18 protein-coding genes and 1 pseudogene are annotated in these 21184 nt (G+C 69.1%); 8 read left to right on the top strand and 11 right to left on the bottom strand.

Features of this window, described 5'->3' with window-relative positions; all coding sequences use genetic code 11:
- Positions 1-10: 10 nt before the first annotated feature.
- Positions 11-574 carry an RNA 2',3'-cyclic phosphodiesterase gene (gene thpR / locus ACXC9Q_RS01885; protein ID WP_457054709.1) on the bottom strand — a complete coding sequence of 188 codons (564 nt, stop codon included), beginning with the start codon at positions 572-574 and terminating at the stop codon, positions 11-13.
- A gap of 33 nt (positions 575-607) precedes the next feature.
- Here thpR and ACXC9Q_RS01880 point away from each other — a divergent pair, with 33 nt between their 5' ends.
- Positions 608-2053 (top strand): LLM class flavin-dependent oxidoreductase, encoded by a 1446-nt coding sequence (locus tag ACXC9Q_RS01880; RefSeq protein ID WP_457054708.1) that lies wholly within the window; start codon positions 608-610, stop codon positions 2051-2053.
- On the opposite strand, the gene ACXC9Q_RS01875 is transcribed toward ACXC9Q_RS01880, so the two are convergent.
- Positions 2036-3439 (bottom strand): mycothione reductase, encoded by a 1404-nt coding sequence (locus ACXC9Q_RS01875; RefSeq protein WP_457054707.1) that lies wholly within the window; start codon positions 3437-3439, stop codon positions 2036-2038. The two genes, ACXC9Q_RS01880 and ACXC9Q_RS01875, sit on opposite strands and share 18 nt — an antisense overlap.
- A 64-nt stretch (positions 3440-3503) precedes the next feature.
- Here ACXC9Q_RS01875 and ACXC9Q_RS01870 point away from each other — a divergent pair, with 64 nt between their 5' ends.
- A complete protein-coding gene (locus tag ACXC9Q_RS01870; RefSeq protein WP_457054706.1) occupies positions 3504-4220 on the top strand; it encodes a DUF4429 domain-containing protein in 717 nt (238 codons plus the stop codon).
- Here ACXC9Q_RS01870 and ACXC9Q_RS01865 read toward each other — a convergent pair.
- The 3 genes from ACXC9Q_RS01865 to ACXC9Q_RS01855 all read right to left on the bottom strand — a co-directional run bounded on the left by ACXC9Q_RS01865 (position 4217) and on the right by ACXC9Q_RS01855 (position 7816).
- Entirely contained in the window at positions 4217-5548 is a 1332-nt protein-coding gene (locus tag ACXC9Q_RS01865; protein ID WP_457054705.1) for an MFS transporter, read from the bottom strand. The two genes, ACXC9Q_RS01870 and ACXC9Q_RS01865, sit on opposite strands and share 4 nt — an antisense overlap.
- Positions 5545-5994 (bottom strand): MarR family winged helix-turn-helix transcriptional regulator, encoded by a 450-nt coding sequence (locus tag ACXC9Q_RS01860; protein ID WP_457054704.1) that lies wholly within the window; start codon positions 5992-5994, stop codon positions 5545-5547. Before ACXC9Q_RS01860 ends, ACXC9Q_RS01865 begins: the two co-directional genes overlap by 4 nt.
- Before the next feature lie 352 nt (positions 5995-6346).
- A complete protein-coding gene (locus ACXC9Q_RS01855; protein ID WP_457054703.1) occupies positions 6347-7816 on the bottom strand; it encodes an NCS2 family permease in 1470 nt (489 codons plus the stop codon).
- Positions 7817-7897: 81 nt separating this feature from the next.
- On the opposite strand from ACXC9Q_RS01855, the gene ACXC9Q_RS01850 reads away from it, so the two are divergent.
- A complete protein-coding gene (locus ACXC9Q_RS01850; RefSeq protein ID WP_457054702.1) occupies positions 7898-8209 on the top strand; it encodes a DUF2530 domain-containing protein in 312 nt (103 codons plus the stop codon).
- Positions 8210-8430: 221 nt separating this feature from the next.
- On the opposite strand, the pseudogene ACXC9Q_RS01845 reads toward ACXC9Q_RS01850, so the two are convergent.
- Positions 8431-9201 (bottom strand): annotated as a pseudogene (locus tag ACXC9Q_RS01845) (DUF3027 domain-containing protein); the annotation flags it as partial.
- A 66-nt stretch (positions 9202-9267) separates the two neighbouring features.
- Between ACXC9Q_RS01845 and ACXC9Q_RS01840 the strand changes: the two are divergent.
- Positions 9268-11136, top strand: coding sequence for an MFS transporter (locus ACXC9Q_RS01840; protein ID WP_457054701.1), 1869 nt, complete (start codon positions 9268-9270; stop codon positions 11134-11136).
- 620 nt (positions 11137-11756) lie between these two features.
- On the opposite strand, the gene ACXC9Q_RS01835 is transcribed toward ACXC9Q_RS01840, so the two are convergent.
- Positions 11757-13304, bottom strand: a complete 1548-nt coding sequence (locus ACXC9Q_RS01835) for an MFS transporter (RefSeq protein WP_457054700.1) — start codon at positions 13302-13304, stop codon at positions 11757-11759.
- Positions 13305-13419: 115 nt separating this feature from the next.
- On the opposite strand from ACXC9Q_RS01835, the gene ACXC9Q_RS01830 reads away from it, so the two are divergent.
- Positions 13420-14151, top strand: a complete 732-nt coding sequence (locus ACXC9Q_RS01830) for a TetR/AcrR family transcriptional regulator (protein WP_457054699.1) — start codon at positions 13420-13422, stop codon at positions 14149-14151.
- A gap of 202 nt (positions 14152-14353) precedes the next feature.
- On the opposite strand, the gene ACXC9Q_RS01825 is transcribed toward ACXC9Q_RS01830, so the two are convergent.
- Positions 14354-14737: a cold-shock protein gene (locus tag ACXC9Q_RS01825; RefSeq protein ID WP_328526338.1), complete on the bottom strand. Its 384-nt coding sequence runs from the start codon at positions 14735-14737 to the stop codon at positions 14354-14356.
- Between the two features lie 143 nt (positions 14738-14880).
- Complete coding sequence (gene larE, locus ACXC9Q_RS01820) at positions 14881-16350, bottom strand: ATP-dependent sacrificial sulfur transferase LarE (RefSeq protein WP_457054698.1); 1470 nt, start codon at positions 16348-16350, stop codon at positions 14881-14883.
- 151 nt (positions 16351-16501) lie between these two features.
- Between larE and ACXC9Q_RS01815 the strand changes: the two genes are divergently transcribed.
- The 3 genes from ACXC9Q_RS01815 to ACXC9Q_RS01805 are packed head-to-tail and all read left to right on the top strand — an operon-like array spanning position 16502 to position 19120.
- The gene (locus tag ACXC9Q_RS01815; RefSeq protein WP_457054697.1) at positions 16502-17431 is read left to right on the top strand and encodes a TauD/TfdA dioxygenase family protein; all 930 of its coding nucleotides are present in this window, start codon (positions 16502-16504) and stop codon (positions 17429-17431) included.
- Between the two features lie 55 nt (positions 17432-17486).
- Positions 17487-18167 carry a TetR family transcriptional regulator gene (locus ACXC9Q_RS01810; protein WP_457054696.1) on the top strand — a complete coding sequence of 227 codons (681 nt, stop codon included), beginning with the start codon at positions 17487-17489 and terminating at the stop codon, positions 18165-18167.
- The gene (locus ACXC9Q_RS01805) at positions 18164-19120 is read left to right on the top strand and encodes a R2-like ligand-binding oxidase (protein ID WP_457054695.1); all 957 of its coding nucleotides are present in this window, start codon (positions 18164-18166) and stop codon (positions 19118-19120) included. The genes ACXC9Q_RS01810 and ACXC9Q_RS01805 overlap by 4 nt, the downstream gene beginning before the upstream one ends.
- Before the next feature lie 139 nt (positions 19121-19259).
- On the opposite strand, the gene ACXC9Q_RS01800 is transcribed toward ACXC9Q_RS01805, so the two are convergent.
- Both ACXC9Q_RS01800 and ACXC9Q_RS01795 read right to left on the bottom strand, forming a co-directional pair.
- Positions 19260-20366: an MSMEG_0565 family glycosyltransferase gene (locus ACXC9Q_RS01800; protein ID WP_457054694.1), complete on the bottom strand. Its 1107-nt coding sequence runs from the start codon at positions 20364-20366 to the stop codon at positions 19260-19262.
- A complete protein-coding gene (locus ACXC9Q_RS01795; RefSeq protein ID WP_457054693.1) occupies positions 20366-21184 on the bottom strand; it encodes a carbon-nitrogen hydrolase family protein in 819 nt (272 codons plus the stop codon). Before ACXC9Q_RS01795 ends, ACXC9Q_RS01800 begins: the two co-directional genes overlap by 1 nt.

The raw sequence follows: 21184 nt of genomic DNA, 5'->3' as shown, positions 1-21184 counted from the left end.
CTTCCTGAGGTTAACCTAAGAAGTCCCATTCGCCTACTGTGGCATACGCCGCACTGTGTCCCGGGCCTTCACCCAGCCGGGACTCGATGAGTTGCAGGCTGCCCGCGGTCCAGACCGGACCGTCGTACGTGTCGAAAACCCTGACCCACTTGGTGACATCGACCTGCCGCCGGAGCCGCGCCAGCGTGAGATGCGGCGTGAACTTCCGTCCCTCGACGGTGACTCCGGCCCGATTCGCCGCCGCTCGAGTCGTCATCGACAGGTGCTTGAGTGACTCGGTCTCGTCGCGGACCCCGGCGTACAGCACGCGGGCGTCGGGCACGCCCGGGAAAGCACCGGCGCCGGTCAGCTGCAGCTCGAACGGCTTCTGCCGCTTCGCGGCCTGCTCGAGCCGCTCCCCCAGTTCTTCGGTCTTCCAGTCCGGCACCTCGCCGAGGAACGCCAGCGTGATGTGCCAGTGCTCGTCCGCGGCCCACCGGATGTCGTCATCCGGATGCTCCCGCCGCGGCTCCACGAACTCGCTCAGGTCCTCCACTACCCCGATGGGTGGCACCACGGCCACGAACAATCGCATCCCAAAACTCTATCCGTGGTGGAAACTGCTTTTGTGGATGAACTGAAGCTGCCGTCGCCGTGTGTGGTGGTGCTCGTGGGGCCGGGGGCCTCGGGGAAGTCGACGTGGGCGGCGGAGCGGTTCGGGGCGGAGCTGATCGTGTCCAGTGACCGGCTGCGGGCGTTGGTCGGGGCCGGTGAGGACGACATCGCGGCCAGTGCGGACGCGTTCGCGTTGCTGGAAGAGGTGGTGCGGCAACGGATCGGTCGCCGGCTGACGACGGTGATCGACACGCTCGGGCTGGATCGGGAGCGGCGGTTGCGGTGGCTCGGGCTGGCGCGCGCGGCCGGAATGCCCTGTGTGGCGGTCGGTTTCGACACTCCCGCGGACGAGTGCCGGCGGCGGAATCGATCCCGGCCGAAGCGGATCCCTGCGGACGTGTTGACCACCCAACTGCGGTCCTGGAACGCGGTGAAGAAGGAGTTGCCGGACGAGGGGTACGGCGACGTGCTGCAGCCGACCGTGCTCCGCGTCGTACCGGAGGCGTTCGTGGCGGCCGGCGCGGCTGCGACGCGGCAGGTGGAGGCGCCGGCGAGGTTGCGGTTCGGGTTGCAGTTGAGCAGCTACACGCACAAGGCGGGGCGGACGGGAACGGCCGCGTGGATCCGCGAGGTCGGCGAGAAGGCCGAGGCGGCGGGGTTCGACGCGATCTACGTGATGGATCACTTCCGGCAGATCCCGCAGGTGGGGCGGGCCTGGGAGGACTTCCTGGAGAGCTGGACGACACTGGGGTATCTGGCCGCGTGTACGACGCGGGTGCGGCTGGGGACCCTGGTCTCCGGGATCACCTATCGGAACGTCGCGCATCTCGGGAAGATCGCCGCGACTCTCGACGTACTGAGTGGTGGGCGGGCCGTCTGCGGGGTTGGGCTCGCGTGGTTCGAGGCGGAGCACAAGGCTTACGGCTGGACCTTCCCACCGGTTGGTGAACGCTATGCGCTGCTCGAGGACGCGTTGCAGTTGTTGCCGGTTTTATGGGGACCAGGCAACAAACCGTTCCACGGCAAGGTTCTCGAGGTGCCGGACACGACGTGCTATCCGCGACCTCTGCAGGAGCATCTGCCGGTGCTGGTCGGCGGCAGCGGTCCGCGGACGTTGCGCCTGGCCGCCCGGTACGCCGACGCGGTCAACGTCTTCGGTGACGTCGCTCAGGTGCGCAAGCTGGCTTCCTACCTGTCTGAGAAGGTCGAGCTCACGCATCTGTCCACAACCCTTGTGGGTAAGGATTCCCGGGCTGTGGACGAGCTCGTCGACCGGCTCCGCCCGCGCAACCTGAACCCGGCCCGGTACGCCGCCTCGGTCAACGCGGGCACGGTCGACGATCAGATCGGTCGCTTCCGCGAACTGTCCGAGGCGGGCGTGGCCGAGGTGATGATCAGCCTGCCCGACCTCGACACCCTGGACGCGGTCGGCGACGTGATCTCAGCCTTCCGGGTCTAGCTTCAGCTTGAGCAGCGCGTTCTCGATCAGTTCGGACATCGCCGGGTGGATCCAGTACTGGTCGCGCGCCATCGAGTACGCGTCGAGGCCGAAGCTCATCGCCTGGATGACGGGCTGGATCACCGCGGACGCCTGCGGGCCGAGGATGTGGCAGCCGATGATCTGGCCTGTCTTCGGGTCGGCGAGGATCTTCGCGAAGCCGGTGGTGTCCTCCATCGCCCAGCCGTACGCGATGTCGGCGTACTTCTCGACGCCTGCCACATAAGGGATCCCGCGGTCGCGAGCCTCCTGCTCGGTGAGGCCGACCGCGGCGACCTGTGGTGAGCTGAAGACGGCGTGCGGGACGAAGCGGTGATCGGACTTGATCCGGTCGGTCGGGTTCAGCAGGTTGTGCTTCACTACCCGGGCCTCGTGGTTCGCGACGTGCTTCAGCTGGTGTGGTGAGGTCACGTCGCCGAGCGCGTAGATGCCGTCGACATTGGTCTGCTGGTACTCGTCGACCACCACGCGCCCCTGGTCGTCGACCTCGACGCCGGTGGCGTCCAGGTTCAGCAGGTCCGAGTTCGGGGTGCGGCCGACCGCGACCAGGAGTTCGTCGACCTCGACCTCGTCCGCGCCGTCCGGGTAGAGCATGCCGATGAGGATCGACCCGTTCTCCCGTCGGGACACCCGGATCGTCTCGTGGTCGAGGCGGACGTCGTACCGGCTGAGGGCGAGCTGGGTGAATCGCTCGGCGATGTCGGTGTCCTCGTGCCGCAGCAGCAGCTCCGACCGCGCGATCAGCGTGACCTCGACGCCGTACGACGAGAAGATGTGAGCGAACTCGGCGGCGACGAACCCGCTGCCGATGATGCCCAGCCGGCGCGGCAGCTGCTCGAGCCGCATGATCGTGTTCGAGGTGTGGTAGCCGGTCTCCTCGAGGCCGGGGATGAACGGCACGATCGGGCGGCTGCCGGTCGCCAGCACGAACTGGTCCGCGCTGAACACGCTGGTCGTCCCGTCCAAGTTGTCGACAGTCAACTCCTTGACGCCGGTGAACCGGCCGGTGCCGTCGTACACGGTGACGTTGGCGTTGTCGGCGTGGTGGTGCCGGTACTCCGAGCCACTGGCCGCGATCGGATCGATCCGGCCGAAGATCCGGTCCCGGACGGCCGGCCAGTCGACGCCGAGCCGCTGCTCGGCGACGCCGTACCGGGAGCTCACCGACGGCGTGTAGGCCAGGTCGGCGGTGTACGCGAACATCTTGGTCGGGATGCAGCCGACGTTCAGGCAGGTGCCGCCGAACGTGCCGCGCTCGACGATCGCCACCTTCCGGTCCGCGAACCGGTGGTTCACGATCGTGTTCCCGGAGCCGGTCCCGATGACGACAAGGTCGTAATGAGTCACACCCTATTGTGACCGTTACGGCAAGCTGGGCGCATGAACCCCCCGACCGAGGATGATGGGAAGGGTGGCGGGTGGTGAACTGAAGAGCACGAACGGAACGGTCGACTGGGACGGCGCCGGCACGCTCCGGGTCCGGTACGACGCGGCGGCCGGCGAGCCGGGCAGGTTGGCCGGTTCGTTGCGGACCCGGCTGGGCGAGCGGATCGTTCCGGTCGAGGCACTGCAGGCGGTCGAGGTGAGCCAGGATGCTCCGGTGCTCCGGCTGATCCTGCGTGAGCAGGCGGATCCACTGCAGTCGGTCACCGGTGGGTACTTCGACGCGCTGATCGATCCGTACACCTTCCCGTTCACCGATCGCGCGCTCGCCGAGCGGCTGGCGACCGAGATCCGGGTGACGCTCGCCCGGCGCGATGTGCCGACGACTTCCGCCGTACGCTGGCTGGTCGCGCCGCCGGTCGCGCCCGACGAGATCGAGGGCCGGGACGCGACCTTGTCCGTGGCGAACGGACGGCTTGTGTTCGCGTACAAGCGGATGGCGGGGCGGAAGAAGCGCGCGAACGGAGACCCGTGGTCAGTGCCGCTGGCCGACATCATCGACGTCGAGTGGATGCCGAACCAGCGCCGGCTCGGCATCGGGGGCTTCCTCCGGATCAGTACGGCCCGGACGCCGCTCGAGCGCCCGAAGCCGCGGCACGACCCGGCAGCGATGCGCACCGAACGCCGGACCGACGTCGACGCGTTGTTCTTCGCCGCCCGCCTGCTGACCCGAATCCGGCCCTAGGCCACCTGAGGATCTTTCGACTGGCTCTCGACGGGTTGCGGTCCCGCGTCGACCACGGCCTTCTCGCCGAGGAGCTCGGTCTGCGGCAGCACCTCGAGCCGGGGACGCGGCAGCAGCCGCGGCCGGATCGCGAGGCCGCGCCGGCGGGAGAAGTACAGGACCGAACCGACCGTGCCGATGATCGTCATGCCGCCGCCGACGATCAGCGAGTAGCGGGCGCCGAACTCCTGCCCGACCCAGCCGATGAACGGCGACCCGATCGGCGTACCGCCCATCAGGACCGTCATGTAGAGCGCCATCACCCGGCCGCGCATGGTCGGCGCGATACTCAGCTGCATGGTCGCGTTCGCCGACGTCAGCATGGTCAGCGAGGCCAGCCCGACCAGCGGCAGCACCAGCGCGAAGGTCAGGTACGTCGGCATCAAGGCACTGATGATCTCGAACACACCGAACGCCAGGGCCGCGCCGATCACCAGGCGAGCGCGGATCCGGACCCGGCGGGCCGCCAGCAGCGCACCGGCCAGCGAGCCGATCGCGAGCACCGAGCCGAGGATGCCGTACTCCCCCGCGCCCTTGTGGAACACACTCGTCGCCATCAGCGCCGACGTCAGCTGGAAGTTCAGCCCGAAGGTGCCCGCGAAGAACACAGCAACGAGCACCATCATCAGATCCGGCCGGCGCCACAGGTAGCGCATGCCGTCGCGGATCATCCCCTTGTCGCGGGCCGCGGCCTTCGGGGTGTGCAACTCGCTGACGCGCATCAGCCGCAGCGACAGGATCACGGCGGCATAGGTGAACCCGTTGATCAGGATCACCGGGCCGGTGCCGATCCAGTTGATCAGCAGACCGGCCAGCGCCGGGCCGAGCAGCCGGGCCGCGTTGAAGGACGCCGAGTTCAGCCCGACGGCGTTGGACAGCTCCTCGCGGCCGACCATCTCGACGACGAAGGACTGCCGGGTCGGCGCGTCGAAGGCCGTGCCTACGCCGAACAGCAGGGCCAGCAGGTACACCTGCCAGGGCTGGACCACACCGGCGATCGTCAGACCACCGAGCACCAGGGCGACGGTGGCCATCGCGACCTGGGTGCAGGTCAGCACGAGCCGCTTCGGGAAGCGGTCGGCGACGAGACCGGCGTACGGACCGAGCAGGAGGGCGGGCAGGAACTGCAGTCCGGTGACGATGCCGAGCGCCGTACCGGAATGGGTCAGCTCGAGGACCAGCCAGTCCTGGGCGACCCGCTGCATCCAGGTGCCGACGTTGGAGACGATCGCACCCGAGGCGTAGAGACGGAAGTTGCGGACCTTGAACGCGCGGAAGGTCGGGCTCATCTGGCTGCCAGGCGTTCGAGAACGGGGGCTGCTTTGCGCAGGATGTCGCGCTCCTCATGAGTGAGTTGCTTGAGTTTGGTTTGCAGCCACTCGTCGCGACGCCGGCGGTTGGCCTGGATCAGCTCGTCCGCGCGCGGGGTCAGCTCGACCATGATCTGGCGCTTGTCGGCCTGATTCGGGCGGCGGACGACCAGGCCCGCCTCCTCCATGTTGGTGATGATCCGCGTCATCGACGGCGGCTTCACCTGCTCGTGAGCGGCCAGCTCGCCGATCGTCATCGCCTCGTGCTTGGACAGCGCGCCGAGCACGCTGAGCTGGTTCGCGGTCAGGTCGTGACCAGGCTCACGTTGCCGCCGGAGCTGCCGGGACAACCGCAAGGTGGATGACCTCAGGGCACTCGCCAGCCCGACGTCACTCTTCACCTGCTGCGCTACGACTTCGGGCATACCTTTACCTTAACTCATTACCTTTGCTAAAGAAAACGCGTTACGGGTCCACGGTATTCCCGGTGACTCGGCTACGGCGAGCGACGGCGTACCAGGGTTTGCGGCCATGGCGACGAGTGCCGAGGTGGCGCGCTACGACCAGCGGGCCCGGCTGGTCACCTTGAGCACGGTTCAACCACGAAACCGCGCACACGACCATCCCGTGCACAAAGTCGACCTCGCGCCTCCGCTGCCCGAGGTTGGCATGCCGGTCGGGTGCTGCTGAACCCACCCGACGCTGATCGGCGCGTCCCTGCTGAAGGTTGCCGTGGGCACCGCCAACTCCACCGGGCCCGCGCCGGGTACCTGCGGCTCAGGTGAGCCAGTCGCGGAGCGGGTGGATGGCGAAGTAGAGGACGAAGAGCGCGGAGACGACCCACAGCAGCGGGTGCACCTCGCGGCTCTTGCCACGGACCGCCTTGAGTACGGCGTACGAGACGAAACCGGCCCCGATCCCGGCCGAGATCGAGTACGTGAACGGCATCAGGATGATCGTCAGGAACGCCGGGAAGGCGACCTCGATGTCGTCGAAGTTGATCCCCTTCACCTGCGTCATCATCAGGAAACCGACCAGGATCAACGCCGGCGTCGCCGCCTCGTACGGCACCAGCGTGACCAGCGGCGCGACCACCATCGAGATCAGGAAGCAGATCCCGGTGACCACACTCGCCAGCCCCGTCCGGGCGCCCTCGCCGACACCCGACGCGGACTCGATGTACGACGTGTTGCTCGAGACCGACGCGGCACCACCGGCCGCGGCCGCGACGCTGTCCACGATCAGGATCCGCTGCGAGTTCGGCGGGTTGCCGTCCTTGTCCAGCAGGCCGGCCTCGGCGCCGATCGCGGTCATCGTCCCCATGGTGTCGAAGAAGTCGGCCAGCATCAGCGTGAAGACGATCAGCAGCGCCGCGATCACCCCGATGCGCTCGAACGACCCGAACAGGTTGAACTCGCCGAGGAGATCCAGATTCGGCTTCGAGAACCACTTGTCCGGCAGCTCCGGCACCTGCAGGCCCCAGCCGCCCGGGTTGTCCTTGCGCAGCCCGAGGTTGAACATCGCCTGGATGATGATCGCCAGTACGGTCGAGGCGACGATGCCGATCAGGATCGCACCCTTCACCTTGCGGGCGTACAACGTGACCATCAGCAGCAGGCCGAAGACGAAGACCAGCACCGGCCAGCCCCGCAGCTCCCCAGCACTCCCCAGCTCGACCGGTGGCCCGTCCGGCGCGGCGGGCCGACGTACGATGCCCGCATCGACCAGCCCGATGAACGCGATGAACAGGCCGATGCCGACGCTGATCGCCACCTTCAACTGCAGCGGCACCGCCTCGAACACGGCCTTCCGGAACCCGGTGAGCACCAGCACCAGGATGACCAGACCTTCCAGCACGACCAGGCCCATCGCGTCGGCCCAGGTCATCTTGGTCGCGATCGAAAACGCGACGAACGCGTTCAGCCCCAACCCGGTCGCCAGCGCGAGCGGGAAGTTCGCCAGGACGCCCATGAGAATGGTGACCACGCCGGCCACCAGCGCCGTGGCGACCGCTACCTTCGCGATCGACACATCCGGGTTGGTGCCACCACCGACCAGTTGCCCGTCGCCGTCCTTGACGGTGCCGATGATCAGCGGGTTCAGCACGACGATGTAGGCCATCGTGAAGAACGTGACCAGCCCGCCGCGAACCTCCCGGCTGAGGGTGGACCCACGTTCACTGATCTTGAAGTAGGACTCGAGGAAACCTGACCTGGAGCGGGCCGTCGTGGCCTGGGGCGAGCTCATGACGGCATCGTGCCAGTTCTCATCGCCAGGTTGCGAGCACTAACGGCAAGCCGCCGTCAGACATGCCCTAAGGTTGAGGCTGTGACGGAGGAGGAGGCGGGGCCGAAGAAGCGCAACGACCCGACGAGTCAGCTCGCCCGCGGCGAACTGGTACACGCCGAGGTCAAGCCGCTCGACCTGTCCGGCATCCCCAGCGTGATCGCCGGCATCATCGCCTGGGCGGTCGCGTTCGTCGTCGTCCTGATCTTCCGCGACGATCTGGAGAAGAACGGCCTCGGCTGGTGGCTCTGGGTCACCGTCGCCGGCTTCGGCCTCGGCCTGATCGGCCTCTGGTACTGCCGCCGCCGCTGGGCCGCCATCCAAGCCGGCCACCGCAGCGAAACCGAAGACTGAAGTCGGGGCCAACCCCAACACTTCACCCGGGGCTCGGTCGGTTGTGGTTATTGCTCGGTCAGTTCGTCGTCGGATTCTGGCTCGGCGGCTGCTTCTACCTCTGCCTGGACGGCGTCTACCTCGGCGAGTTCTTCCGCGGCGGCTTCGGTGACGTCTACCTCGGGCTCTACGGCGTCGGCCTCGAGGGCATCGGCTTTGGCGGCGGCCTCGAGTTCGAGGGCGTCGTAGCCGGTGGTGTCGAAGGCATGTTCGGCGATCGGCTGGTCGGGGATGTCGATGACGGCGTCGGAGTGGGCGCCGCAGCCGTAGTCGTACGCGACGACGCGGCCCTCGCCCGGCGCCATCTCGTTGGCGCAGACGCCGAACGCCTGTCCGAGGCTGTCGGCCAGGCGGATCCAGTAGCCGCACGAGTGGCACTTGTACGGGACGGCCTGCGCGATCGCGGACGTCGGCCCGAACTCTCCGCCGTACCAGCGGTCGGCTGCGTCTTCCCGACCGTACGGCGAGAGGACGCGCTCGCGACCGAGTCCGAGCTCCTCGACGACCGTCAGTACGTCCTCGGGCGCACCCGCGGTGTCGGTGAACCCGGGCTCGAGGCGCGGGTCGTCGGGGAGGGTCGGGAACAGGTCGCCGGGACGCAGGTCGCCGGGCTGAACCCGCTCCGACCACGGGACCCACTCCGGTGCGACGATCGCCTCGTCGCCGGGCAGCATGACGACCTCGTTGACGGTGACCGTCTTCGCCCGGGAGGCGCGGGTCAGCGTGACCGCCCACCGCCAGCCGCGGTACCCGGGGTGGGTGGACGCGAAGTAGTGGGTGACGAGTCGCTCACCCTCGACCCGATGACCGAGGTGCTCCCCGACCACCGCGGCGCCGGCCTCGATGATCGCGGCCTCGCGGGCCGGTTCGACGGCCGCGACACAGATGGCGTCGGGCTTGGCACGCACCGGTTCCGGAGTTCTGACGGGAGTCACAATCGCCCATTCTCGCATGCTCCGGAAGCTCACCCGAACGTGCCGTGACTCCGGTCTGTCCCCGGCAGGAGGCAGGATAGTTCCATGCACACCCCCGACCCCGCCGACCCGAAGGCGACGCCCGGCGGCAAGCCCGCCGGTGCGCAGCCTGCCGGGGGGCGGCCGGCACGTGAGCAGCCAACCGATGAGAGGCCGGCCGGGAAGTCTGCGGGCGAGCGGTTCAGCGACGCTCGGGACAAGTTGGGCAGTGCCAGTAAGAAGGTGGGCCACGCGTCGAAGGTCGGCGCGGACGGGGTCGCGGCCGCCTCGAAGAAGACCGCTTCGGTCAGCGGCAAGGTCGGACGGGCCACCGGCCGGCGGATCCGCGGGCTGACCAGTGCACAAGGCGCCGGCGAATCGGGACTCTCCCGGCTGATCGAGCTGGGCGCGGTGAACGCCGCGGGTGACACCGCGTTCGCCGTCTCCCTGGCCGGGACCGTGTTCTTCACCGTGCCGAGCGACCAGGCCCGGGACCGGGTCGCGCTGTTCCTCGTGCTGACGATGGCGCCGTTCGCGCTGATGGCACCGCTGATCGGCCCGATCCTCGACCGCTTCCGGCACGGACGCCGCTGGGCGATCGGCGCGACGCTCGCGCTGCGCGGGTTCCTGGTCTGGAGCCTCGCCGCCTCGATGAACGGGAGCACGTCCAGCTGGCTGTACCCGGCCGCCCTCGGCTGCCTGGTCGCCTCCAAGGCGTACGGCGTCACCCGGGCGTCCGCCGTACCGCGCCTGCTCCCCAAGGAGATCACCCTCGTCACCGCCAACTCCCGGATATCGCTGGCCGGTGTCGCCGGCGCGACGATCGGCGCCGGGATCGCGGCCGCGTTCGCCGCGATCGGGCCGCAGTGGTCGCTGCGCTGGGCCGCGGTGGTCTACACGATCGGCCTGATCCTCGCGATCCGGCTGCCGAGCGCGGTCGACTCGCCGGCCGATGAGGAGATCACCGGTACGGCGGGCCGAGACGCGAGACGGCGCGCGATCACAGCGGCCGTGGCGCGCGGGATCCGGTGCAATCTCGGGCTGCGGTTCGTGTCCGGGTTCCTGACCATGTATCTGGCGTTCCTGCTCCGGGACACACCGATCAGCGGGATCAACGGCGCGATCGCGGCCGGCGCGGTGGTCGCGGCAGCAGGGATCGGCAACAGCCTCGGCACCGTGCTGGGATCGTTGCTCAAGGCCCGTAAACCCGAGGTGGTGGTGCTGGTCGTCCTGATCGCGGACGCGACGGTGGCGGTCGGAGTGGCGGTGTTCTACGGCTTCGTGTTCCTGATCGCGCTCGGCTTCATCGCCGGCCTGTGCAGCTCACTCGGCAAGCTGTCGCTGGACGCGATGATCCAGCGTGATGTTCCGGAGTCCGTGCGTACGTCGGTCTTCGCCCGCTCGGAGACCGTGCTGCAACTGGCGTGGGTCATCGGCGGCGGCTTCGGAATCATCCTCCCCCTGCTCCCCCGGCTGGGCTTCGGCTTCCTGGCCGCCGTACTGCTCATCGTCGTGTTCCTGGTACTGCGCTTCCGCCCAGCGCCGGCCCCACCACTCCGCGCGCCGCACCCACCGAAGCCCGCCGGCCCTCACCCGAGCCGCTCGACTGAGCCGACGAAGCACCAGCCGACATCCACGAGTCGGACGATCCTGACGACCAGCGTCGCCGAGCAACGCGCCAACCGCGCTCAACGCTCCGGCCGTCACGACGAGCCGACGGTCGAGTTCCGCACCGACCAGGACGACCGGCAGCCGGACGACCGCAAACCACCGGACCAGCCGATCGGCCGCTGGTGGAGCGGCCAACCAGAAGACGACGCCGACGACACCGTCGAAGACCAGGCCCCCTGGTCCGAGGAGCCAACGGTCGAACACGACCGCGACCTCTTCCGACGCCGCCCCGGCGGCGACACCCCCCGCCGCCCCCCGGGCTAACCCCAGGCAGCCGCCAACCCTCGCACCGACCACAGGCCCTCCCCGCGGGCCGTCCTCCCCCGAAAACCTCCCCGCCGGCCGCTGTACCGATGACACACTCACCACCCACTGGGACCTAGTACACGACCTGGGACCTGGTCACCACCCGCGGACCTATCCACCCCCAGGGAACGGACCCCTCCAAGGCGGGCATCTGGCGGGGTCCTGGAACACGCTGTGGGGTCCGCGGACAGGTTGTGGGTCCGCGGACAGGTTGTGGGGTCCGCGGACAGGTTGTGCCATGTCCGAGGACCCCAGTTGCTGTCCCAAGCCCCCGACTAACGGCAGGCGCCAAGCAGACCGTCGGTACCTCCCGCACCCCAGGCAAAGGGACCGGGGCCTGGGCCGGGGACAGGTTGTGGGGTGCACGGACAGGTTGTGCCGTGTCCGAGGACCCCAGTTCTTGTCCGAGGTCCGGACCGAAGGCAGGGCCGAGGAGCTTGTCGCGTCGTCCCGTACCCCGGGCACGGGGACCGGGGACAGGTTCTGGGGACCGGGGACAGGTTCTGGGGACCGGGGACAGGTTCTGGGCCCGGCGGGCAAGTTGTGGCTTGTCCGGCGGGCCCAGTTGGTGTTCGGGGTTAGGCGGTTAGGTGGAGTTCGGGGGTGGCGTTGTCGGTGGGGGTGGGGTGTTGGGGGGTGGTGCCTCGGAGGGTGAGGGTGGCGGCTAGTGCGGTGGTGAGGAGGAGTAGGCAGCCGACGAGGGAGACGACGTTCATGCTGTGGGTGAAGGCGTGGCGGGCGGTGGTGAGGATGGTGTCGGCCACCTGGGTGGGGAGGTGGGCGGCCGCGGCGGTGGCGGCGGGGAGGCCTTCGCGGACCGGGGCCGCCACGCCGGACGGAAGGTCGGACGGGAGGTCGGCGCGGTAGACCGCCGTACCGATGGAGCCGAGGATCGCGATGCCCAGCGCGCCGCCGAACTCGGAGCAGGTCTCCATCACCGCGGACGCCGAGCCGGCGCGTTCGGGGGCGACGGAGCCGACGACGGCCTCGGTGACCAGGGACATCACCATGACGAGTCCGGCCGCGAGCAGACCAGCGCCGGTCAGCGGCACCGCCAGCGACGAGTCCGCGTCCAGCTGAGTCAGTACGCCGTACCCGGTCGCGGCGAGGACGAAGGCGCCACCGATCACGTACGCGCGGTCCATCTTGCCCGCGAGCACCGTGGCGAGCGGAGCAGCACCACCGACCAGGATGGACGGGGCAAGCGACCACAGCGCCGCCTTGAACGGGCTCAGACCGTGCACGAGCTGCAGGTACTGCGTCAGGAAGACCGCGTTGCCCACCAGCGCCAGCGTGCCGACCGTGTTGGCGGCGAGCGACCCGCTGAAGGCCCGGTTCCGGAACATCGACAGGTCGAGCATCGGGTACGCCGCGGTCCGCTGCCGCTGCACGAACAGCACCCCGAAGAACAGCCCGGCCACGATCGACACCACCGGCAACGCGGACGCACCATTGGCCGCGAGCTCCTTGATCCCCCAGATGACCGGCAGTACGGCGGCCAGCGACAGCACCGATCCGATCAGGTCGAAACGCCCAGCCCGAGGTGTCTTGAACTCCGGCAGCAACATCGGCGCCAGCACCAGCAGCAGCACCATCGCCGGGGTGTTGATCAGGAACACCGAGCCCCACCAGAAGTGCTCCAGCAGGAAGCCGCCGAGCACCGGGCCGAGCGTGATCCCGCCCATCATCACCGCGCTCCAGAACGCGATCGCCTTCGACCGCTGGGCCGGGTCGTGGAACATGTTCCGGATCAGCGCCAGGGTCGACGGCATCAGGGTCGCACCGCCGATGCCGAGCACCGCGCGGGCTGCGATCAGCTGCTCCGGGCTCTGCGCGTACGCCGCCGCGACCGACGCCAGCCCGAACCCGATCGCACCGAACAGCAGCAGCCGGCGCCGCCCGATCCGGTCGCCGAGCGAGCCCATCGTGATCAGCAGACCGGCCAGCACGAATCCGTAGATGTCGAAGATCCACAGCTGCTCGGTCGCCGAGACGCCCAGGTCCGCGCTGATGAACGGGACCGCGAAGTACAGCACCGAGACGTCCATCGAGACCAGCAGCAGCGGCAGTGCGAGCACACCGAGCGCGATCCACTCCTTGCGTCCCGCCCGTTCCGTCGTACCCATGACACCCTCCGGATTATCTGTCTACGCCGCACACTGTGTGCGCCGTACACAGACCATACCCAAGACTGTCTATGCTGTAAACAGATAGGGTGGTGGGACGGAGCATAGGAGAGTCATGGACGAGGAACTGCCGCGGGTGCTGCAGCAGCTGTGGGGGATCGAGGGCCGCCAGCGGCCGGGGCCGAAGCCGGCGTTTCACATCAGCGACATCGCCCGCGCGGCGGTCAAGCTGGCCGACGCGGGCGGGCTGGCCGCGGTCTCGATGAGCAAGGTCGCGGCCGAGCTGGGCTTCACCACGATGTCGCTCTATCGGTACGTCGACGCCAAGGACGACCTGTACGTCGTGATGCTCGAGCACGCGTTCGGCACGCCCCCGGACCTGGACGCTCACACCGGCTGGCGGGACCGGATCACCGCCTGGGCCGTGGCGTTCCGCGACGGATTGCGGCAGCATCCGTGGATCCTGCAGATCCCGGTCACCGAGCCGCCGCTGTCACCCAACCAGCTGACCTGGATGGAGTCGGCGCTGTCCGCGTTCGACGGTACGCCGCTGTCGCCGCCGGACCGGTTGTCGTCGATGCTGCTGGTGAACATCTATGTCCGGGGTACGGCGCAGCTCACCGCGGGCATGCACACCGAGCCGGACGCCGCCCGCGAGGCCGACCTGCGCTACACCCGGCGACTGGCGATGCTCGCCACCCCGGACCGCTTCCCCGGGATCGCGGCCACCCTCGAGCAGCCACCGTCCGAGGGGTACGCCGGCGACTTCGACACCGCCGAGTTCACCTTCGGCCTGGACACCGTCCTCGACGGCATCCAGTCGCTGATCGACCGCCGCTCCCCCTGACACCAGTTCACGGGTTAACCCCTGAAGCTGCCCCTTCTCCGCCCGCATGCCACGGGAGAAGGGGCCATTTGAGCAGTTAACCCCTCAAATGGCCAGACGCCGGACCCAGACGCCGGCGCCAGGCGGCGGAGCCAGGCGGCGGAGCGGTTTGACGGGCGGATCGTCTGGGGTGGGCCCGGCTGGGGCCCGACGGCGTTGGCGGCTAGACGTCGAGCTTGTCGGCGACGCCACGGAGGACGGTCGCGACCTGGCGGGCGGCCTTGCCGTCGGGGTGACGGCCGCGGCGGTACTGCTCGCCGACGTTGTCGAGGAGCTTGATCAGGTCCTCGATGACGAGCTGCATCTCCTCCGGCTTCGGCCGCATCGCCTTCGCCACCGACGGCGGCGGGTCGATCAGCCGGACCTGGAGGGCCTGCTCGCCCTTGCGTCCCTCGACGACGCCGAACTCGACCTTCTGGCCCGGCTTCAGGCTGGTCACTCCCGCGGGCAGGGCCTCGGCGCGGACGTACACGTCCCCGCCTTCCTCCTTGCTGAGGAAGCCGAACCCCTTGTCGGAGTCATACCACTTCACCTTGCCAACGGGCACGGGAACCTCTTCAGTCGTCAATCGTCGGAACAAGACCGGACACACGGCCCGGCCGGAAACCCAGCGTACGTGAACCGGCGCCGCGGCGCCTCCGGGAAACTACCTGAACCGGCAGGCTTCCCGCATCTGTCCAAGCCCACACCTCAGCGGTACTTGTCCGGATCCTTCAGCCGTTCGTTCATCGATCCGGACCGGAAGCCCCGCGGGTCGACCTGAGCGGCCGGGAACCCCTCGGCGACCACCGCGTCCACGAGCACCTGGTGATCGACCTGGTCCAGCAACGCGGCGTCGATCTCGATACTCGCCGTCTCCCCGACATCACGCACGCGGACGTTCTCGACGCCGTACGACGAGAGCCGCGAGCGGACCGCCTGTTCGGCCCGGTCGACCCGGGCGAGCAGGTTCGGTGTGATCCGGATGCCGTACGCGATCCGGCTGGACAGGCAGGCGGCCGCCGGCTTGTCCGAGGTCTCGAGTCCCCAACTGCGGGACGCCTCGCGGATCTGCGCCTTGGTCAGCCGCGCGTCCTTCAGCGGCGTGATCGCACCGCGCTCGAACGCAGCCCGGATGCCCGGCCGGAACCCGGCGATCGCGTCGTCGGCGTTCGTCCCGGTCGCGATCGCGGTGATGCCGAACTCGTCGGCGATCGGCTGCAGCGTCTCCACCAGCTCGGCCTTGCAGAAGTAGCACCGGGCACCCGAGTTGGCCTGGTACCCCTCGCGCTCCATCTCGTGCGTGTGCGGCGTGAGATGACGTACGCCGATCCCGTCCGCGAACCGCGCTGCGGGCTCGAGCTCCGCCTCCGGCAGCGAAGGCGAGATCGCCGTCGCCGCGACCACATTGGCCGGACCGATCGCCCGGGCCGCGGCCGCGAGCAGGAACGCCGAGTCGGCGCCGCCGCTGAACGCGACCACCAACTTGTCGTAGCTCGACAGCCGCCGCATCAACGCTTCGAGCCGCTGCTCCAGCACGTACGCATCCAGCCACGCCGGGAACTCGGTGAGATCGTTCAGTACGACGTCCGCGCCGTACGCCCGGAGCTCGTCGGCGGTGAACGGCCCGGTCGCGACGGACACCGCCACCGCACCGGCCGCACGGGCTCCGTCGATGTCCGCGGTGTGGTCGCCGACGTAGATCGTCGCCTCGTGCTCGCGGAGCGCCGTACCCTTCTCGGCTCCGTGCAGGTCACCGACCGGCTCGTCGACGTCCAGGCCGAGGTGCTCGAGGTGCAGCCGCACCGACGGGGTGTACTTCGCCGACACCACCATCGTCCGCCCGCGCAGCGCCCGGATCGCGGCCAGCGACTCGGCCACGCCCGGCAGCGGCAGGCTTCCGGTGATCGCGTACGACGGGTAGTGCTCCCGGTACCGGGACACCATCGCGTCGACCTGCTCAGGCGGGAACCAGTTCGCCATCTCCCAGGTCAGCGGGGGCCCGAGCCGGCTCACCACCAGCTCGGAGTCGATCGGTACGCCGGTCTCCGCGGCGAGCAGGTCCCAGACTGCCTGGATCCCCGGCCGCGAGTCGATCAGCGTCATGTCCAGGTCGAATCCGACCACCAACTCCGGCACATCGGCGGTCGCGGAAGCAGGCTGGATCTCGGCGGTTGACACGTCCCCAACCCTACGTGGTCCACCCGCCCCCCGAATCTCGCATCCCGAAACGAGAGCTATGTCTACTAATTCAGTAGGAAAATACACATTAACCAACAATCACCCTCGCCTCGCTCGGGGCGAGGGAGTGAACCCCTGAGGGAGCCCACCCATGACCACTCAGCTCGAAGCACCGGAGATCACCGTCACCAAGGCCGGCGGCGCGATCGGCGCCGTCATCGGCAACGTCACGCTCGGCGGGGACCTGAGCCCGCGGACGGTCGCCGCGATCCGGCAGGCCCTGCTCGACCACAAGGTCGTCTTCTTCCGCGAGCAGCACCACCTGGACGATGCCGGTCAGCTCGCGTTCGCCCAGCTGCTCGGTACGCCGACGCTCGCCCACCCCACGTCGAAGAGCATCGAGGGCGCTGCGAACGTGCTGCCGATCGACTCCGACTACGGCAAGGCGAACAGCTGGCACACCGACGTCACCTTCGTCGACCGCATCCCCGCGATCAGCATCCTCCGTGCCGTCACGTTGCCCACGTACGGCGGCGCGACCACGTGGGCCAACACGGTCGCGGCGTACGCGAAGCTGCCGGTCGCCCTCCAAGCGCTGGTCGACCGGCTGTGGGCGGTGCACAGCAACGTGTACGACTACGCCGGCGCAGCGGACGAGGTCCGGATCGGCGGCGTGGACGTGAAGGTCGAGAAGCACCGCGAGCAGTTCGTGTCGACGCTGTTCGAGACCGAGCACCCGGTCGTCCGCGTCCACCCCGAGACCGGCGAGCGCTCACTCGTGCTCGGCCATTTCGTCCGCCGTTTCGTCGGCTTCACCTCCGCCGAGACGACCGCGTTGTTCGAGCTCCTGCAGAACCGGATCACGAATCTCGACAACACGGTCCGCTGGCAGTGGCAGCCCGGCGACCTGGCGATCTGGGACAACCGGGCCACCCAGCACTACGGCGTCGCCGACTACGACGACCAGCCGCGCCGCCTGCACCGGGTCACCCTGGCCGGCGATGTCCCGGTCAGCATCGACGGCGTCCGCAGTACGCCGCGGACCGGCGACGCGGCGCACTTCTCGTCACTTGACAACTGAGGAGACTCTGTCCGGCCACTTGACATCCAGGAGGTTTTTGTAAACCCTCGTCGTCATGGACTCGTTCGCCGACCGGACCAAGCGCCGTCTCCGGGACGAACTGCTGGACGCCGCGTACGACGCGGTCGTCGCCGGCGGGTACGACGGACTCCGGATGGCCGACGTGGGCCGCCGGACCGGCGTGTCCCGGCAGACCGTCTACAACGAGTTCGGCGACAAATGGGGCGTGCTGGAAGCGGTGGCAGCACGTGAGACCGAGCGGTTCCTCCTGGACGTGAACGCTGCGCTCGCGGAGCAGTCCGATCCGATCGACGGCCTGCGGGCCGCGGTCGAGCGGGCGCTCACACTGGCCGGCGAGAACCCGCTGATCCGGGCTGCGCTGAGCCAGCCTGGATCCGATCAGGCCAGTCAGCTGCTGACCACACGGGGGCAGCAGGTGCTGGAACTGGCTCACCTCCGGCTGGGTGCGCATGTGATGGAGCACTGGCCCGAGGTGCCGGCCGAGGACGCGACCAGTTGCGTTGACGTCGCCTTGCGCGTCGTCCTGAGCCACATCGTCACGCCAGGCCCTCCCCCGGCGGCGGTGGCCGAGCAACTGGCTCGCGTCCTCTCTCCGTTCCTTTTGGCCGGGCCTTCGGCGCCGGCAGGGTCATGGGGCCCTGACTCCCGGCCTTCCCTCGTCGCTCCAGTCGCTGCGCTCCCTCCGCTCCTCAGTCCAGGCCGGGAGGCCCCATGACCACCACCAATCCCCTTCACCGGCAGGGATTCAGCTCGCTGCGGTCGGGTGGTTTCCACTGGGACGCGCTGCCGCTGCGACTGTTCGACAAGGGCAACCGGACGTTCTGGAACCCGCGGGACATCGACTTCGGTCAGGATGCGAAGGACTGGCAGGAGCTCGGCGACAACGACAGGGACAACGCGTTGCTGCTGTGCTCGCAGTTCATCGCCGGCGAGGAGGCGGTGACCGAGGACCTGCAGCCCTTCCTGCAGGCGATGGCGGCCGAGGGACGGTTCGGCGACGAGATGTACCTGACCCAGTTCTGCTTCGAGGAGGCCAAACACACCGCGGTCTTCCGGCTCTGGCTGGACGCGGTCGGCGTCACCGAGGACCTGCACCACTACGTCGAGAACAACCCCGGCTACCGCGCGATCTTCTACGAGGCGCTGCCCGTCGCGCTCAAGTCGCTGGCCGACGACCCGTCGCCGGCGAACCAGGTCCGGGCCAGTGTCACCTACAACCACGTCGTCGAAGGCACGCTGGCCCTGACCGGCTACCACGCGTGGAACCTGCTCTGTACGGCGCGCGGCGTGCTGCCCGGCATGCAGGAACTGATCCGCCGGATCGGCGACGACGAACGCCGGCACATGGCCTGGGGCACGTTCACCTGCCGCCGGCACGTCGCCGCCGATGCGTCGAACTGGAAGGTCGTCACCGACACCATGGAGGAGTTGCTGCCGCACGCACTCACCCAGATCCAGTGGGCGCTCGAGAACTCCGCCGAACTTCCCCCGGAGATCAACCCGACAGCCTTGATGACGTACGCCGGTGACCGCGCGACCCGGCGCCTCGGCGCGATCGAGTCGGCCGTCGGCGCGGATGTCGCCGGCATCGACCTCGACTACTCCCCGGAGAAGCTCGAGGACGACTTCGGTGCCGAGGATTCAGCCGCGCTGGCCGCGGTTCGCTAGCCAGGCGGTCCCGCGGCAGACCGGGGAGGGTTTTACCCCCGGATCGGGCTGAAACCCTCCACAGTCGGCGGCGAGGACGGGCGCTGTCGGCGTCGAGTACCACCTGAGCCGCGTGATCGCCGGGCGCCTGCGAGGGCATCTACATGTACTGCGCCCTCCGCCGGCTGGTCTTCAGTACTCGCGAATAGAACTCCAGGTGGGCGGCCGCGGCGGCCGGCCAGGTGTAGGTCGCGGCCAGTGCGCGGCCGCCGGCGGAGCGATCGGTTCGCGGTGCCACAAGCAGCTGCCGGGCGAGGTCCGCCGGACCGATCGCGTACGTCGCCGCGGCGCCGAAGATCTCGTGGAAGACCGGCAGGTCCGAGACCACCAGCGGCACCCCGGCGGCCAGCGCCTCCAGCGGGGCCAGGCCGAAGCCTTCTTTGATAGAAGGGAAGGCGAAGACCTCGGCCCCCGCGACCAGTGCTGGGAGCTGCGTGTCGTCGACCGGACCGAGCACGACCGGCGCGACGCCGAGCTCCGCTGCGCGCTCGTCCCACGCCGCGCGGTACGAGCGGTAGTCGAAGAGTGTCTCGCCACCGGCGATCACCAACCGCACGTCCGGGTCGCCGAGAAGGGCGTACGCCTCGAGCAGTTCGAGCGAACCCTTGCGCGGTTCGATCCCACCGACCGTGAGGACGTAGCGTCCGAACTGGGCGCGCCACCTTTCCCGATCCGCCGTCGCGACAGGCTGCGGACCGGCTGCTGCCGCGAAGCGGGCGGCGTCCACGCCGTTCGGGATAACTATTGCCTTGAGCCCCCATCCGGCCAGCAGCTCGTCGGCGACGGCGGTGGAGACGCAGACATGTGCGTACGGATCGACGATCGCCCGCTCGTGGCAGGCTGCCAGCTCGGGAGTGGTGAAGTGATCGAGGTGGTGCACGGTCCGGATGCATCGGCCCGCCGCGTTCGCGCTGATGCAGTCCTGCGCGTGCACGACGTCGTACTGCGATCCGTCGAAAGCGTCCCGCAGTACGGCGATGGACCGGAGGATGCGCGTGCCGACGTCCTCACCGGGACGGTCGGGGAACGGGACGAGCGACACCCGGACCCGAGGATCGACCGGCCGGAAGAAACCCTCGTCGCCGCCGCGGGCCAGCGACCAGACGGTCACGTCCGCGCCGGTCGCGGCGAGTGCCTCGGCCAGGTACAGCGTGTGGACGACGCCGCCGCGGGGTTTGGTCGAGTAGCTGAGCAGCGCGATCCGCATCAGTAGACCTCCGGGCGGCGTTCGTCGAGGTGGTGCAGCACCCGGCGGGCGGTCTCGATCTCGGCGCGGACGTCGACCTCCGCGATCGCGATCCCGGCCTTCGACCAGGTCCGGGCGACGATGTCGCCGCCCGGGCCGACCACCTTGGACTGGCCGAGGAACCGCAGGCCGCCGATCGAACCGGTCAGGTTGGACGAGACCAGCACGACCTGGTTCTCGGCCGCGCGGGACCGGTCGTAGAGATCGAACAGCCGGGACTGCCGGTCCTCGTTCATCCGCGGCGCCCGGTTGGTGATGCTGGTCGGCCAGGCGCACAGGCAGGCGATCACCTCCGCGCCGTCGACCGCCAGCGTCCGGGCCGCCTCCGGGAACGTCTTGTCGTAGTCGATCATCAGGCCAAGCCGGCCGACCGGGGTGTCGAACGCGGCGAAACCGTTGCCTGCGGCATAGATCGCCCGTTCGGCCGGTGGTTGGTGCACCTTGCGATGCTTGCCGAGGATGCCGTCGCCGGTGACGCACAGCGCGGTGTTGTAGCGGTCCGGCCCGTCGGCCTCGCAGAAGCCGAAGCACACCACCATCTCGCCTGCCATCGCGATCACCTTGGCGATCAGCGGGTCGTCGAGCGCGAGAGCCGGTGGCAGGTCGTCCTGCGACGGACTGCTCAGATCGGTGAGGTACCCGCCGAGCGTCGCGTCCGGCAGCACCAGCAGCTGCACCTCCTCGCGGCGGCCGTGCCGGATCAGCGCCTCCACCCGGGACAGGTCGAATTCGAGGTCCCGGGTGAAGCCCGCCGCCACCGCGCCGATCCGGAGCACCAC

This window comes from Kribbella sp. CWNU-51, from assembly GCF_054073265.1.
Note: the sequence above shows the minus strand (reverse complement) of the source record. Positions and strands in the feature narration are given on the sequence as shown.

Excerpts from the sequence above, each read along its gene's own strand:
- thpR (WP_457054709.1), bottom strand. The coding sequence starts at position 574 with ATGCGATTGTTCGTGGCCGTGGTGCCACCCATCGGGGTAGTGGAGGAC.
- ACXC9Q_RS01865 (WP_457054705.1), bottom strand. The coding sequence starts at position 5,548 with ATGAGCCCGACCTTCCGCGCGTTCAAGGTCCGCAACTTCCGTCTCTAC.
- ACXC9Q_RS01860 (WP_457054704.1), bottom strand. The coding sequence starts at position 5,994 with ATGCCCGAAGTCGTAGCGCAGCAGGTGAAGAGTGACGTCGGGCTGGCG.
- ACXC9Q_RS01855 (WP_457054703.1), bottom strand. The coding sequence starts at position 7,816 with ATGAGCTCGCCCCAGGCCACGACGGCCCGCTCCAGGTCAGGTTTCCTC.
- ACXC9Q_RS01840 (WP_457054701.1), top strand. The coding sequence starts at position 9,268 with ATGCACACCCCCGACCCCGCCGACCCGAAGGCGACGCCCGGCGGCAAG.
- ACXC9Q_RS01835 (WP_457054700.1), bottom strand. The coding sequence starts at position 13,304 with ATGGGTACGACGGAACGGGCGGGACGCAAGGAGTGGATCGCGCTCGGT.
- ACXC9Q_RS01830 (WP_457054699.1), top strand. The coding sequence starts at position 13,420 with ATGGACGAGGAACTGCCGCGGGTGCTGCAGCAGCTGTGGGGGATCGAG.
- ACXC9Q_RS01815 (WP_457054697.1), top strand. The coding sequence starts at position 16,502 with ATGACCACTCAGCTCGAAGCACCGGAGATCACCGTCACCAAGGCCGGC.
- ACXC9Q_RS01810 (WP_457054696.1), top strand. The coding sequence starts at position 17,487 with ATGGACTCGTTCGCCGACCGGACCAAGCGCCGTCTCCGGGACGAACTG.
- ACXC9Q_RS01805 (WP_457054695.1), top strand. The coding sequence starts at position 18,164 with ATGACCACCACCAATCCCCTTCACCGGCAGGGATTCAGCTCGCTGCGG.
- ACXC9Q_RS01800 (WP_457054694.1), bottom strand. The coding sequence starts at position 20,366 with ATGCGGATCGCGCTGCTCAGCTACTCGACCAAACCCCGCGGCGGCGTC.